This is a genomic window from Streptomyces sp. NPDC054956, assembly GCF_053609185.1.
Map to the genome: position 1 here is coordinate 1 of NZ_JBSGXB010000027.1, position 14140 is coordinate 14140.

Sequence of the window (14140 nt, forward strand, 5' to 3'; positions counted from 1 at the left end):
CGGGCGGCGCCGGCCCTGGACAACACCCCCCCCCCGACCCGACCGCACCCCCACCCCGCACCCACCATGGACGGGGGGGCCGGGGGGCCGCCTCCCCCCCGGACCCCCACAGATTTCCGGGCGGTGTGACGCGGGAACGTCACACTTTTCAGTCGCACCGCCCGGAGCGCGAAGTCCGGAGTCATCAGTACCGCACCGCTCGCGGTCAGTTCACCGGCAGTACCCCCCAGAAGTACCCCCAGGTCGTACCAACCACCCCCGGTGCCACCACAGCAGTACCAGCAGTACCGCAGAACCCATGCAGTACCCGCAGTACACGCAGTGAACATTTTGCGTCGCCTCGGGCCGTCACCCCGGGTCGTGCAGCCAACGGCATTTCCCAAATCCCGTGTCTCCAATCTTCATGCGGGTGCCCCTTTGAACCTTGGGAGTTAGGCACCATGACCCAGTCCTCTGTGGAGCCCAAGACCAGTGCGGAGGAAGCCGGCAACGGCTCCGCCCCCGCCGGGCTGTCTTGGCTCGATCGGTACTTTCACATCACCCAGCGTGGATCCAACGTCGGCAATGAGATTCGTGGCGGTGTCACGACGTTCATGGCCATGGCGTACATCCTTCTGCTGAACCCGCTGATCCTCTCCGGCAAGGACGTCGCCGGAGACACCATGAGCCAGAAGGCTCTGATCACGGCCACCGCCTTCGCCGCCGCCCTGACCACGCTGCTCATGGGCTTCGTCGGCAAGGTCCCGCTGGCGCTGGCCGCCGGCCTCTCCGTCTCCGGCGTGCTGTCCTCGCAGGTGGCGCCGCAGATGACCTGGCCGCAGGCCATGGGCATGTGCGTGATGTACGGCGTCGTGATCTGTCTCCTGGTCGTCACCGGCCTCCGCGAGATGATCATGAACGCGATCCCGCTCGCGCTCAAGCACGCGATCACCATGGGCATCGGCATGTTCGTCGCCCTGATCGGCCTCGTGAAGGCCGGCTTCGTGGGCAAGGGCTCCGAGTTCGGTCCCCCGGTCCAGCTCGGATCGGTCGGCGAGCTCGCCGGCTGGCCCGTCCTGATCTTCTGCGTCACCCTGCTCGCCATCTTCATGCTGCAGGCCCGCAAGGTTCCCGGCGCCATCCTGATCGGCATCGTCGGCGGCACCGTCCTCGCGGCGATCCTGAACGCCGTCATGGACATCGACCCGAAGGCCTGGAAGAACGGCGCCCCGGTGCTCGAGGGCTCCGCGGTCTCGATGCCCGACTTCTCGCTCTTCGGTGAGGTCTCCTTCGGCGGCTGGGGCGACGTCGGTGTCATGACGGTCGGCATGATCGTCTTCACCCTCGTGCTCGCCGGCTTCTTCGACGCGATGGCCACCATCATCGGTGTCGGTACCGAGGCCAAGCTGGCCGACGACAAGGGCCGCATGCCGGGCCTGTCGAAGGCGCTGTTCATCGACGGTGCCGGTGGCGCCATCGGTGGCCTGACCGGCGGCTCCGGCCAGACGGTCTTCGTCGAGTCCGCCACCGGTGTCGGCGAGGGCGCCCGCACGGGCCTCGCCTCCGCCGTGACCGGCCTCTTCTTCGCCGCGTGCCTCTTCTTCACCCCGATCACCCAGATCGTCCCGGGCGAGGTCGCCTCGGCCGCCCTGGTCGTCATCGGCGCGATGATGATGCAGAACGCCCGCCACGTGGACTGGGCCGACTCCGCGACCGCCATCCCGGTCTTCCTGACCGTGGCGATCATGCCCTTCACGTACTCGATCACTCCCGGTGTCGCCGCCGGTGTGCTCTCCTTCGTGGCCATCAAGGTCGCGCAGGGCAAGGCCCGCGAGATCGGCGCCTTCATGTGGGTGCTGACCGGTGTCTTCCTGGTCTTCTTCGCCCTCCACCCCATCGAGGCGTGGCTCGGCGTCAAGTAAGACGGAGCATGTGATCACCACCTGACTCTCCACGCATCCGATACTGGAAACCGAACCCCTCCGAGGAGGCCCCCATGCTGGACATCGCCGAAGAACTCAACCGGTGGGTCGAGCAGGGACGCGACTTCGCGGTCGCCACCGTCGTGGCGGTCGGCGGGAGCGCACCCAGGCAGCCCGGGGCGGCGCTCGCCGTTGACAGCGAGGGCACGGCCATCGGTTCGGTTTCCGGTGGATGCGTGGAGGGTGCGGTGTACGAGCTGTGCCAGCAGGCGCTCGAGGACGGCGAGACCGTCCTGGAGCGCTTCGGGTACAGCGATGACGACGCCTTCGCGGTGGGTCTGACCTGCGGCGGGATCATCGACATCCTGGTGACTCCGGTCGCCGCGGACTCTCCCGCGCGGGAGGTGTTCGCGGCCTCGATCGCGGCCGCCGCCCGCGGGGAGGCCGCCGCGGTGGCGAGGATCGCCGAGGGCCCGGCCGAGCTGATGGGCCGCGCCGTACTGATCCGCGGCGAAGGCGACCACGAGGGCGGTTTCGGCGGACACCCCGAGCTGGACCGCGCGATCGCCGACGAGGCCCGCGCCATGCTCGACGCCGGCAGGACCGGCCTGCTGGAGATCGGCGCCGACGGCCGGCTCTGCGGAGAGCCGCTCAAGGTGCTGGTCGAGTCCAGCGTCCCGCCGCCGCGGATGATCGTCTTCGGTGCCATCGACTTCGCGTCCGCCCTGGTGCGGATCGGCAAGTTCCTCGGCTACCGGGTGACCCTGTGCGACGCACGGCCCGTGTTCGCCACGAAGAAGCGTTTCCCCGAAGCGGACGAGATCGTCGTCGACTGGCCGCACCGCTACCTGGAGGAGCAGTCCTCCGCGGGCGTCCTCGACGGCCGGACCGTCCTGTGCGTGCTCACGCACGATGCCAAGTTCGACGTCCCGCTCCTCGAACTGGCCCTCAAACTTCCCGTCGCCTACGTCGGCGCCATGGGCTCCCGCCGCACCCACGAGGACCGCAACAAGCGGCTGCGCGAGGTCGGCGTGAGCGAGCTCGAACTGGCCCGGCTGCGCTCCCCGATCGGACTGGACCTCGGCGCCCGCTCCCCGGAGGAGACCGCGCTGTCCATCGCCGCCGAGATCGTGGCCAACCGGCGCGGCGGCACCGGTGCGGCCCTGACCGGCGCGCACATCCCGATCCACCCGGACGCTTCGAAGAAGGCGGAGATCAGCCGGATCGGGTCCGTCGCTTGAAGAGGTAGCGAGCTGTAACGCGGTCGAGCCGACACGGTCGGGCCGCAACGCGATCGAGCTGCAACACGGTGTGCAAGGGCGCAGTCCCCGGATGGTCCCGGGGGTTGCGCCCTTGCTTCTTTTCGGTGTGCCCTCTATTTTACCGGCCGGTAACAGTGTCTGCCCGCAACGGAGTTGACCGGATGTCTGCCGTCCCCTCGCGTTCCCGCCGCACCGCGGCGACCCTGGCGTCCGTGGCCTGTCTGGCTTCGGCCGCCTTCCTGGCGGGCCCCCTTCCCGCGGCGGGCGCCGAGACGGCAGGTGGGGCGGCCCCCCGCGAGGTGCTGTTCGTGGGCAACAACTGGGAGGGCACCGCCGACGTCCTCGCCTCCACCGGAGACCTGGCCCGCATCGGGCGGATCGACATCGTCCCGGACAAGCAGGAGCGGCTCCGGGAGATCTACCTCAACCCCGTCAAGCTCGGCTACTTCCTGGGCATCCGGGCCACGGCGGGCGAGGGCCACGACCAGTTCGTGGACGACATGTACACCACTCCGGACGGCTCGGCCGTCGTCGCCTCCCGCCCCAGCTTCGCCGACGTGGTCTCCATCGACCTGCGCACCGGGCGGATCAACTGGCGCTTCCCGGTCGCCGGTTACCGGGCCGACCACATGGCGCTCTCCCCGGACGGCACCCGCGTGGCCGTCTCGGCCTCCACCGCCAACACCGTGCACGTCCTCGACATCGCCACCGGCCGCCAGGCCGGCTCCTTCACCACCGGCGACAAACCGCACGAGAACACCTTCACCCAGGGCGGCCGCTTCCTGTGGAACAGCTCCATCGGTGACGTGACCTCCGCCCTCGACGCGCCGTGGCTGGACTGGACGAAGGGCGACCGGAAGATCACCGTCGTGGACGCGCAGACCTTCCGCCCGGTCCGCACGATCGACATGCGGGCCCGCCTCGACACCTTCGGCCGCTCCGACCTGTCCGACGCGGTACGGCCCATGTCCTTCACCCCGGACGAGTCCAAGCTCTACTTCCAGGTCTCGTTCTTCAACGGAGTCGTCGAGTACGACGTGGCCGCCGACCGGATCACCCGGATCAAGACCCTCCCGCAGAACCCCGCCACCAGCACCGACCGCACCACCTGGGTCAACGACTCCCGCCACCACGGCATGTCGATGAGCCCGGACGGGACCAAGCTCTGCGTCGCCGGGACCATGGACGACTACGCGACCGTCGTGGACCGGGCCACCCTGGAGCAGGGGCCGCTCGTGACCGCCGACAAGCCCTACTGGGCGACCGTCGACGGGGACGGCGCCGGCTGCGTGATCTCCGAGAGCGGCGCCGACCGGGTCACGGCCATCGACTTCGCCACCGGCACCAAGCGGGTCTCCGTACCCGTCGGCGACCACCCGCAGCGGGTGCGCATCGGGCACGTCCCGGACGGGTGGACCGGTCCGGCGGCGCGCTGATCCGTCCGCGCCGGCCCGTGCGCGCCGATCCGTCCGCGCGGCCCCGTACGCGCGCGCCCGGGCCCCGGCCCGGGCCCGGGCGGCGAATCCGGCCTTTATGAGGTGACCGGTCCGCGATGACCGATTAGTCTCGTGATCATGGTGGACATCCGCGACGTACCCGAGGCCGACATCGACCGCGCTCTGGAGCTCGCGTACCTGGTCTTCCACGATCGCCCCGAGAAGGAGGGGCGCGAACGGCACCACGACATGCTCCGCCACTGCCTGCGCATCGGCGCCTACGACGGCGACGCGATCGTCGGCTTCATGGCCGCGCACGACTTCCGGCTCTCCGTGCCCGGGGCGGACCTGCCCTGCCCCGGGCTCACCTTCGTCTCCGTCGCCCCCACCCACCGCCGCCGGGGCGTACTGACGGCCCTGATGGGCGAGATGCTGCGGCGCGCCGGGGCGGCCGGCAGCCCGATCGCCGCCCTGTGGGCCTCCGAGGCCGCCATCTACGGGCGCTTCGGCTACGGCGCCACCACCCAGGGCGCCACCATCGACATCGACTCCACCCGGCCGCTGGCCCTGCGCATCGACCCGGACCGGCGCCCGCTGCGCCTGGTGGACCCCGCGGACGCGGTCGCCGTCGTCGGCCCGTACCACGAGGCCGCCCGCGCGGCCCGGGCCGGCCGGCCGACCCGCAGCGCCTGGCGCTGGACCGAGGAGTGGCTGCCCGAACAGGACGAGGAGGACGACGAGCTCGGCCCGCCCCGGATCATCGCCCTCGGCGAGCCGGGCGAACCGATCGCCGGGTACGTCCTCTACCGCACGAAGGCCGAGGACGAGAGCGGCTCCGCGCGCACCCCGGGCCTGGTCCAGGTCTACGAACTGGAGGCGGACACCCCGGCCGTCGCCGCCGCACTGTGGGAGTGCGTGGCCTCCCTCGACCTCACCGGCAAGGTCAGCGCCTGGGGCCGCCCCCTCGACGACCCGCTGCTGCACTTCGCCGCCGACCGGGACCAGGTCAGGGTCACCGCCGTCTTCCCCGCGCTCTGGCTGCGCCTGGTCGACGTGGCGGCGGCCCTGACCGCGCGGTCGTGGGCCGCGCCCGTGGAACTCGTCCTGGAGCTGACCGACGTACGACTGCCCGCGAACGCGGGGCGGTTCCTGCTGAAGGCGGGCCCGCACGGGGCCGCGTACGAGCCCGCCGACGGCCGGGCGCCGGACCTGACCCTGGACGTACGGGAGCTCGCGGCCTGCTACCTCGGCGGGACCCGGGCCGTGGAACTGGTGGCGGCAGCCCTGGTGACGGAGCACACCCCCGGCGCGGCCGCCGCCCTGGACGCGGGCCTGCGCACCGGACTCCTGCCGCACACGGCGGACGAGTTCTGAGCCCGACGCCGTGATGCCGTGACGGGCCGGCGTCCCGCGGTGTCGGTCGCCCGTCGGGGCCGCCGGTCCGCTGTCGGTGGCACGTCGGCGGCCCGTAGGCACCCCGTCGGCGGGGCCTGGGACCTTTCGGGAGACGGCCGGCCGGACCCCACCGGCGGCCCGGTCCCGAAGGAGCCACCATGCACACGCCCGTCACGATCATCGGCGCAGGACTCGGCGGACTCACGCTGGCCCGCGTCCTGCACGTCCACGGCATCCCGGCCACCGTCCACGAGGCCGAGCCCTCCCCGTCGGCGCGCGCCCAGGGCGGGCTGCTCGACATCCACGACTACAACGGGCAGCTCGCCCTCGAGGCGGCCGGCCTGATGGACGAGTTCCACGCCATCGTCCTGGAGGGCCGCCAGGCGATGCGGGTCCTCGACAAGGACGGGACCGTCCTGCTCGACAAGGCCGACGACGGCACGGGCGGACGCCCCGAGGTGCAGCGCGGCGAGCTGCGGCAGATCCTGCTCGACTCGCTCCCGGCCGGCACCGTCCGGTGGGGGCACAAGGTCGCCGGCACCCGCACCCTCGGCGAGGGCCGCCACGAGGTGACGTTCGAGGACGGCTCCACCGTCGTCACCGGCCTGCTGGTCGGCGCGGACGGCGCCTGGTCACGGGTCCGGCCGCTGCTCTGCGACGTCACCCCCGAGTACGCCGGCATGTCGTTCGTCGAGACCTACCTGTTCGACGCCGACACCCGCCACCCCGCCGCCGCGCAAGCGGTCGGCGGCGGGATGCTGATGGCGCCCTCGCCGGGGAAGGAGATCTTCGCCCACCGGGAACGCGGCGACACCCTGCACGCCTACGTGGCGCTGGCCAGGCCGCTGGACTGGTTCGCCGCCATCGACTTCACCGATGCCGCCGCGGCCACCGCGGCGATCGCCCGGGAGTTCGACGGCTGGGCGCCCGAACTCACCGCGCTGATCACCGACGCCGACACCGGGCCCGTCCTGCGCCCCTCCTACACCCTGCCGGCCGGGCTCCGGTGGGACCGGGTGCCCGGGGTGACCCTGCTCGGCGACGCCGCCCACCTCGGGGTCCCGAACGGGGAGGGCGCCAACCTCGCCATGCTCGACGGCGCCGAACTCGGCCGGGCCATCGCCTCCCACCCGGACGCCGTCGAGGCCGCGCTCACCGCGTACGAGCGGGCCATGTTCCCCCGCAGCGCGGAGATCGCCGCCTTCGACGGCGCCGAGATCCTCGGGATCGACACCGACGACAACACGCCCCAGGTCCTGCTGGACATGATCGCCGAGATGGGCGGCCGATGAGCTCCCGGGCAAGGCCCTCAGCGGGCCGGCAGTGAGATCCGGGCCGCCGACATGCCGAAGGAGGAGCTCAGGACGGCGGTGGAGATCCCGTCACCCAGGCGGTGCAGATCCTCCTCGCGGTAACGCTTCGCCTTCTGGTGCCAGTTGAGGATTCCGGCGAGCCAGTCCTGCAACTCGACGACGTAGGCGTCGAGTCCGGCCCGCGCGTCGGCCTCCAGCTTCCAGTCGTCGTAGAGCAGCGGCAGCTGGGTGGCGACGATGTGCTCGAACTCCTCGGTGCGCTGGGTCATCAGCGAGTGGCAGATGTGCAGGGCCTGCGGGTAGTCGATGTCGAAGAAGTTCCGGGTGACGAGCACGTAGTTGTGCACCTCGCCCTCGACCTCCACCTCCTTCTGGTACGAGAAGACGTCGTTGATCAGGCAGGCGGCGTCGGCGGCCGCGTTCTCCAGGGAGCGGATGGTGCCGGAGGCGTAGATCTCCTCGGGGATGCCCCGGCCCGCCTGGCCGAGCCGGCACAGGTACATGGTCAGGTAGGTGCCGAAGGTGCGGCGGCGCATCTCGGCGTAGTCCACCGGGTCCGGGATGCGGTTCAGGATCTGGTTCTCCACCTCCCACAGCCAGCTCTCCAGCATGTCCACGAGGGTGGCCCGGAACTCCGTGCGCACCCGGGGGTCCATGTCCCGGCTGGTGCGCACCCACAGGTCGCCGAGGGCGCGTTCCATCGCGGTGGCGGGCGCCGCCTGTTCGGCGTGGTCCAGCGGGATCATGGCGAGCAGCCGGGCGTGGGCGGCCTTGGCGGCCGGCAGGTTCCGGGTCTGCGCGAAGACCACCGGGTAGTAGTCGTCCCCGTACGTCCCCCAGGTCAGCCAGCAGGCGTTGAGGGTCAGGGCCTCGGGGGTGGCGTCGGGGTCGATGCCGGCGGAGCAGAGCGCGAAGTCGTAGCCGCGCAGCCGCTCCTCGGTCCAGATGGCCGATCCGGGATCGCCCGGCTGGGGGTCGAGGAGACCCATCTCCCGGGCCCACGCGACGGATTCCTCGCGCGCGCGGCCGTGGTGCGGGCTCAGGGTGAGCGGGAAGGGCATGTAGAGCTCCGGGACGACGGACGGCCCGGTGTGCTCGAAGGGGACGTGGGTGAAGGAGCGGCGGCGCAGTTCCAGGGCGCGCGGGGCGAGGATCGAGCGGACGTCGAGGGCGGTGGTGCCCAGCCCGGAGGGGAGGAAGGGGAGGGTGAGCGGCGCGGTGGCCCGGGCCTCCGCGTTCATGTAGCGGCTGGAGACCATGTGCCATTCGTGGCCGCCGGACTGCCAGTCCTGGAGGCCCTTGGTGTAGGCGAGGACGGCGGCGATCTCCGCCGGGTCCAGGGCGTGGTCCGCGAAGAGCTGGGGGAGTTCGGCCAGCGCGGTCTGCTCGAACTGCTGCAGCCGGGAGGTGAGGAGGTCGTTGGAGGCCTCGGCCGCCTCCTGGGTGGTGCAGCCGAGGAAGGTCTCCAACACCAGGATCGCGTTGGAGAGTTCGCCCTCGTCGGCCACCTCGCGCTGGTAGGAGAAGATGTCGTTCCTGATGTGCACGGCGTCGGAGAAGGAGTCGCGCAGCACACCGAGGGCCCGCGAGCGCGCGACGCGCGCGGGGACCTCGGCCGACACGTACTCGATGAGCCCGGCCGACCAGGGGGCGCCGCCGACCTTGCGGCGCATCTCGATGTATTCGAGGGGGTTGGCGACCCGCCCGATGTTGATGTTGGCGAGCTCCCACATCGACTCGTCGAGCAGGTTCCTGGTCGACTCGGAGAACCGTTCCCTCCAGTCCTCGGACATGGCGGGGACGGTACGGGCCCACAGGTCGGCGAGACCGGCCTCGACGGGGTTGGTGGCCTCGGGGAAACCGGCGGACAGGTCCATGGGCATGAAGGCGGCGAGCCGGTCGAGGTACCGCTTGGCGCCGTCGCGGTCCTGGGAGCGCTTGTACATCTCCAGGAAGTGGTCGTCGAAGAAGAACACCCACACGTACCAGTCGGTGACCAGCGACAGGGCCTCGGCGTCGCAGTCGGGGTGGGTGTAGGAGCACAGCAGGGCGTAGTCGTGCGAGTCGAGGTCGCTCTCCTCCCAGACGCCGGAACCCTCCAGCATCCCGAAGCCGCGGGCCCACTTCTTGGTGTGGGTCCGCGCGTCCTCCAGGTGGGGGTTCAGTCGCGCCGGATACGGAACATAGAAATCCGGCAGTTGGAACGGCTGCGTCACGGCGGGGTGGGCCTTTCGTCCGGCTGTCTCGATGAAGGCTGTGTCGATGACAGAAGCGGAAGGCCGTGGAGACGGCCTTCCGCTCGAGATCAGCAGGGCCCTACCCGTGGTGCCGGTGGGATAAGGGGGAGTTCACTTCATCAGGTGACACGCGCGGGGTTCCCGTACGGGGGCTGCGGCCGGCAGGTAAGGAACCGGGCAGGGGGAGGTCAGTCCGCGCACACGGCCGGGTGTCCGGCCAGGACCGAGCGGGTGGCCGCGTACACGGCCCTGGCGGTGGCCTCGGTGCCCCGGGCGAGGAGGGCGTCGGACATCACCTCGGCGGAGACCCGGGTCCGGACCCCGTGCGCCTCCAGCAGGCCCAGCAGCCGCTCTGCGGAATCGGTCCGGCTGCCCGGGACCAGGCGCAGGTGGAGGGATTCCTGCCGCATGTCCGGCAGCGGATCGGGCCCCACGTCGCACAGCTGGACGGTGAAGATCCGCTCGGCGGGGACGGCGGAGAGCTCCTCGGGCGAGGTCGCTCCGCGCACCCAGTGCCAGACGTCGAGGACCAGTCCGGCGTTGGGGCGTCCGGTGCGGCGCACCAGTTCCCAGGCGGTGGGCAGGTCGGGCACCGCGCCGAACGGCATGTACTCCAGGGCGATCCGCAGTTCCCCGGCCCGCTCGCACAGGGCCGTGAACCGTTCGGCCATGACGTCGAGCGGCGCCGGGTCGAAGAGGCCGGCGTTGATGTGGTCGGCGCCGAAGGCGCGGGCCATGTGGAACGCCGTGCGTTCCTTCGCGGTGGGTATCGCTTCCGCGCCGCCGCCGCTGCCGCCGGTCCGGGGGACCCAGTCGCTGAGGAACTCCACCTCGCCGAGGGCGAGTCCGTGGTCGGCGAGGATCGCCCGCATGGCCTCGTCGTCGAGTCCGGACCGGCGGGCTTCCCCGTAGGCCTCGACGCTGAGGCCCACGGCCTGGAAACCCGCGGCTGCCGCCGCCCGGACCCGTTCCCGGAAAGGAGCCGTCCCCAGGGTCAGCGAACTGATCGTGAGAGGGCGGGTGACGACGGTTCCCATGGTCAGTACCTACATTTCAACGATTTTCCGCTGGTTGAAATCCGGGTAGAACTTGCGCAGCAGGCCGAAGGTCTCGGGGAAGTCGAGCTGACCGGGTGCGGAACTGGTGCCGAAGAACGAGTAGGTGATCCGGGACCCGAGGGCGGGGAAGAAGACGCGGGAGACGGCGCCGATCTCGCCCATGGCGATCACGATCAGCCGGGTTCCGTCCTCGCCCGCGCGCAGCAGCAGGGAGGCGAGGCGCCGTACGTCGCTTTCGGACGTCACCATGGCGGACACCTTGACCACGTCGGCGCCCGCGCTCTTCGCGTCGTCGATGACGGCCTGGAGTTCCTCGGTGCTCGGGGTGAATTCGAAATTGTGGTACGAGACGATCACCACGGTGTCGTGCAGGCGGGCGGCCGCGACCACTTCCGGCAGGATTTCCCGGGAGGAGAGCTCGATGTCCACGGCGTCCACCCGGGGGGCGAGGGCGCGGAAGACTTCGAGGCGCTCCTCTTCCGTTCCGGTCCATTCGCCGCCTTCGAGGGCGGAGCGGACGGTGGCCAGGACCGGCAGGGCCTTGAACGCGTCGACCTGGGCCAGGACGTGCTCGGCCCCGGTGCGGGAGAACCGGTCGACGCGCAGCTCGGCCACGTCGACGCCGGCGGCCTTCGCCTCGTCCGCGCGCGGTCCGGCCTCGCCGTCGTCGAAGCTGACGGCCACCAGCGGAATGCCGCCGTCGAGGAGTGCCCGAATGGAGTTCATTTACTAGTCACAGCCTTTGCGATTCCTGGACATGTCCCGTACTGCTCTGCTGCCGCGCACCCTCACCGGCGGGGTGCGAATTCCCATCCGCTTCCCTCGACGGCCTGGATCGCCGCGCCGATGAGTGACGAGTCGGGAGCGGTCACCGCGTGCTGGATGACATCGGTCCCGAATTTCTCCCTGCACAGGGTTTCCGGGAAACCGTTCATGAATCTGCGAAGGTAGTCATTCGAACGGGCGATCAGTCCGGGTACTTGCGAGATACCCGATCCGACGCGAACCGTGGTGAACGGGGAGGAGTATACAAGGGTGGCGCAGGCCCGTGCAATGTATCTCGCCTGTAGGTCCCAGGCCTCGTGAGCGGCGGGAAGTTCGCATGCGGGTACCTGCCAACGGCCGAAAATCGCCCGCCCGGAGGCGAGCCCCTGGAAACAACTCCCGTGAAATCGGCAACTCCCTGGATAAGGGTCGTCGGTTTCCCGCGGCAGCGGCATGTGCCCGAGCTGCGGCGGTTCGGGCCGGGGAGCGGGCAGGGGGACGGCCGTTCCCGGCGGACGGGAAAAGGCCCCGCCGATTCCGGTTCCGATCGAGAGGTACACGAATCCCGCCGCGGCGTCCGGCCGCCGGCGTTCCTCCGCGGATACGGCGGAATTGACGTCGAAATCGAAATGGACGGGCACCCGGAACCGGCGGGAGAGCAGTTCCGGAATGTTCATCCCCGACCACTGAGGTTCGGAACTCCCGACGATCGCACCGAAGTCCGGCCGGAGCGGGCCGGTCTCCAGGGGGCCGAAGACCGAGAGGCCGATGGAATCCACGGCATGACGCCCGAAGAGATCGGCGAGGCGGAACTCCAGCAGCTCCAGGGTTTCGGAGGCCGTGGTGACGGAAATGCGGTGGCGTTCGACTTCCACCGCCGGATTCGACCGGGTGAAGACGCCCACGAGGAATTTGGTCTTGCCGGCGTCGACGGCCACGACGACGGGGCCGGTCCCGTCCGCGCGTGACTCCGTCACGTCCTGGGCGCCGGAACGGGTGCCGGGGCGGGCTCGGGCGCCGGGGCGGGGTCGGGGTCCTCGGCGGGCGCCGGAGCGGGCGCGGGCTCGGGGTGGACGGCGACCTGGCCGGGCTGCCTGCTCCAGTTCTCGAAGAGCTCGAAGAGGTGCTCGGTGCGGGAATTGCGCCCGTAGTACCGGTACTCCAGGGACTTGTCGGCCAGCCGCCCGGTCCGCAGGTCCCAGGACGGGAAGGTGATCAGGAGGTGGGAACGGCCGATGGTCAGGCCCAGCAGGAAGGGGAAGGAGGGGTAGTGCCAGATCTCCAGACCGGCCTTCCCCTCGCAGAGGGACTTCAGCCGGTCCACCGTCTCGGCCTCCTCCCGCTCCCAGTGCGCGGGGAACTGGCTGCCGTCGGTCAGCGAGAAGTCGATCGTCCGCATCACGATGTTCAGCCTGTCCGGATTCTGCCGGACGAGGTCCCTGAGGAGCGCGGTGGTGAAGGTGCCGCCGGTGAAGGCGAGGATCTCGATGTCGATGGGGCCGCGCTGCGAGGGTTCCTTCGCGACGATCTCGCGGATGAAGTCGACCGTGCCGCTGACGTCGTCGGGGAACTTGATGCCGGCCTCGGTCGCGCCGATGCTGTTCTGCACCACGCGGGCCAGCCGGTCCTCGTTGCGCTGGCCGATGGGGCCGAGTACGAGGTACAGCGCCGGGAAGACGACGAGCGCCGTGATGACGTTGGGCAGGCAGGCCCGGACGAACTCGATGCCCGCGCCGGACCGTTCCGGGGGCGGGAGCAGGAAGTAGATGACGCTGAGCGCGGCCAGCGTGACGACCGCGAGCACCAGCTTGAGCCACTCGATCGCCGATTCGTTCCCCTGGTCCTGCTGCCCCCGCATGGCCCCGCCCCGTCCGGAAGTCCCCGTGTGTCCGTGTCCCCTTGGGCGCAAGACTAACCACCCGTCAGGCCGACGCGGGAGGGTGTCGTAGCGCGGGATGCTTGTCCGATTGTTCTAGGTTTGCGCTATCAGTACACATTTCGGCGTTCCGGGAGGGACACTCATGGCGATCGACCTCGACAAGGTGCTGGACAAGGCGTGGGCCGACAAGCCGCTCGCGGAGGTGCTCGCGGCGCCGGTGGCCGCGCTCAAGGGCGTCACCGACAAGGACGGCGAGCTGCTGCAGCAGGCCTTCGGCGTGAAGACCGTCGCCGACTTCGGCCAGCTGAAGTACGCCCGCTGGGCGCAGGGCCTCGTCGCGCTGGGCCAGACCACCAAGGCGTAGTCCGCCGACCGGCGCCCCCGGCCGCCCGGCCGGGGCCCCGGTTACCCGGCGGGCCTCAGGTCCCCGCCGGGGTGCGCCGCGCGCCAGGCGGCCATGGACACGTCCCAGTCGTCGCCCGTCAGGGCGGTGAGCGACGCGGGGAAGAGGCCGTCCTCCTCCTTGGCGATGTGGTGGTGGAGCTCCTCCACGGCGCTCCGCAGGGCCGCGACGTCGGCCGCGTCCGCCAGGTCCGCGCGGGAGAGGAAGGCCGCCAGCTCGCGGTGCTCCCCGACCAGGGCCGCGATGTACCCCGCGTACTCCGGGTCCTGTCCCATGACCTCGAACAGGCCGTCCTCCTCACCCTTCCAGTGGGCGAGGAGGACGGCCGTCATGTCCGACACGAGGGCGCGTGCCCCCGGGAGGTCCCCGGAGTCCAGGGCGCGCAGGGCGTCGCCCGCCGCGTCCGTCACCGCCTCGTGCTCGGCGATGAACTCCTTGATCAGAGGGATCTCACGGCATCCGCAGTAATGGCACATACGGCCCAGTCTGAA

At 70.7% G+C, this 14140-nt stretch carries 12 protein-coding genes; 6 read left to right on the top strand and 6 right to left on the bottom strand.

The genetic code is table 11. The features are described 5' to 3' along the window. Positions 1-440 precede the first annotated feature (440 nt). The 5 genes from ACWGDE_RS07955 (at position 441) to ACWGDE_RS07975 (ending at position 7286) form a co-directional block, all read left to right on the top strand. The gene (locus tag ACWGDE_RS07955) at positions 441-1901 is read left to right on the top strand and encodes an NCS2 family permease (RefSeq protein WP_453388132.1); all 1461 of its coding nucleotides are present in this window, start codon (positions 441-443) and stop codon (positions 1899-1901) included. 74 nt (positions 1902-1975) lie between these two features. Beyond that, positions 1976-3142, top strand: a complete 1167-nt coding sequence (locus ACWGDE_RS07960) for an XdhC family protein (protein WP_453388133.1) — start codon at positions 1976-1978, stop codon at positions 3140-3142. Between the two features lie 182 nt (positions 3143-3324). Then, a complete protein-coding gene (locus ACWGDE_RS07965; RefSeq protein ID WP_453388134.1) occupies positions 3325-4599 on the top strand; it encodes a YncE family protein in 1275 nt (424 codons plus the stop codon). 138 nt (positions 4600-4737) lie between these two features. Further along, positions 4738-5973 carry a GNAT family N-acetyltransferase gene (locus ACWGDE_RS07970; RefSeq protein WP_453388135.1) on the top strand — a complete coding sequence of 412 codons (1236 nt, stop codon included), beginning with the start codon at positions 4738-4740 and terminating at the stop codon, positions 5971-5973. A 179-nt stretch (positions 5974-6152) separates the two neighbouring features. Further along, complete coding sequence (locus ACWGDE_RS07975; protein ID WP_453388136.1) at positions 6153-7286, top strand: FAD-dependent oxidoreductase; 1134 nt, start codon at positions 6153-6155, stop codon at positions 7284-7286. 17 nt (positions 7287-7303) lie between these two features. Here ACWGDE_RS07975 and ACWGDE_RS07980 read toward each other — a convergent pair whose 3' ends face one another. The 5 genes from ACWGDE_RS07980 to ACWGDE_RS08000 form a co-directional block, all read right to left on the bottom strand. Continuing rightward, a complete protein-coding gene (locus tag ACWGDE_RS07980; protein WP_453388137.1) occupies positions 7304-9523 on the bottom strand; it encodes a terpene synthase family protein in 2220 nt (739 codons plus the stop codon). Positions 9524-9732: 209 nt separating this feature from the next. Further along, positions 9733-10581, bottom strand: coding sequence for a sugar phosphate isomerase/epimerase family protein (locus tag ACWGDE_RS07985; RefSeq protein WP_453388138.1), 849 nt, complete (start codon positions 10579-10581; stop codon positions 9733-9735). A gap of 9 nt (positions 10582-10590) precedes the next feature. Next, positions 10591-11328: a type I 3-dehydroquinate dehydratase gene (gene aroD, locus ACWGDE_RS07990; protein WP_453388139.1), complete on the bottom strand. Its 738-nt coding sequence runs from the start codon at positions 11326-11328 to the stop codon at positions 10591-10593. A 62-nt stretch (positions 11329-11390) separates the two neighbouring features. Next, on the bottom strand, positions 11391-12305 hold the full coding sequence (locus ACWGDE_RS07995; RefSeq protein ID WP_453388140.1) for an ROK family protein: 915 nt from the start codon (positions 12303-12305) through the stop codon (positions 11391-11393). A gap of 35 nt (positions 12306-12340) precedes the next feature. Then, the gene (locus ACWGDE_RS08000; protein ID WP_453388141.1) at positions 12341-13225 is read right to left on the bottom strand and encodes a hypothetical protein; all 885 of its coding nucleotides are present in this window, start codon (positions 13223-13225) and stop codon (positions 12341-12343) included. A gap of 163 nt (positions 13226-13388) precedes the next feature. Between ACWGDE_RS08000 and ACWGDE_RS08005 the strand changes: the two genes are divergently transcribed. After that, entirely contained in the window at positions 13389-13610 is a 222-nt protein-coding gene (locus ACWGDE_RS08005; RefSeq protein ID WP_453388142.1) for a hypothetical protein, read from the top strand. Between the two features lie 41 nt (positions 13611-13651). Here ACWGDE_RS08005 and ACWGDE_RS08010 read toward each other — a convergent pair whose 3' ends face one another. Then, entirely contained in the window at positions 13652-14125 is a 474-nt protein-coding gene (locus ACWGDE_RS08010) for a hemerythrin domain-containing protein (RefSeq protein WP_453388143.1), read from the bottom strand. Positions 14126-14140: the final 15 nt, after the last annotated feature.

Bases quoted from the DNA above. Each gene is read 5' to 3' on its own strand.
- ACWGDE_RS07955 (WP_453388132.1), top strand. From the start codon at position 441: ATGACCCAGTCCTCTGTGGAGCCCAAGACCAGTGCGGAGGAAGCCGGC.
- ACWGDE_RS07960 (WP_453388133.1), top strand. From the start codon at position 1,976: ATGCTGGACATCGCCGAAGAACTCAACCGGTGGGTCGAGCAGGGACGC.
- ACWGDE_RS07965 (WP_453388134.1), top strand. From the start codon at position 3,325: ATGTCTGCCGTCCCCTCGCGTTCCCGCCGCACCGCGGCGACCCTGGCG.
- ACWGDE_RS07970 (WP_453388135.1), top strand. From the start codon at position 4,738: ATGGTGGACATCCGCGACGTACCCGAGGCCGACATCGACCGCGCTCTG.
- ACWGDE_RS07975 (WP_453388136.1), top strand. From the start codon at position 6,153: ATGCACACGCCCGTCACGATCATCGGCGCAGGACTCGGCGGACTCACG.
- ACWGDE_RS07985 (WP_453388138.1), bottom strand. From the start codon at position 10,581: ATGGGAACCGTCGTCACCCGCCCTCTCACGATCAGTTCGCTGACCCTG.
- aroD (WP_453388139.1), bottom strand. From the start codon at position 11,328: ATGAACTCCATTCGGGCACTCCTCGACGGCGGCATTCCGCTGGTGGCC.
- ACWGDE_RS08000 (WP_453388141.1), bottom strand. From the start codon at position 13,225: ATGCGGGGGCAGCAGGACCAGGGGAACGAATCGGCGATCGAGTGGCTC.
- ACWGDE_RS08005 (WP_453388142.1), top strand. From the start codon at position 13,389: ATGGCGATCGACCTCGACAAGGTGCTGGACAAGGCGTGGGCCGACAAG.
- ACWGDE_RS08010 (WP_453388143.1), bottom strand. From the start codon at position 14,125: ATGTGCCATTACTGCGGATGCCGTGAGATCCCTCTGATCAAGGAGTTC.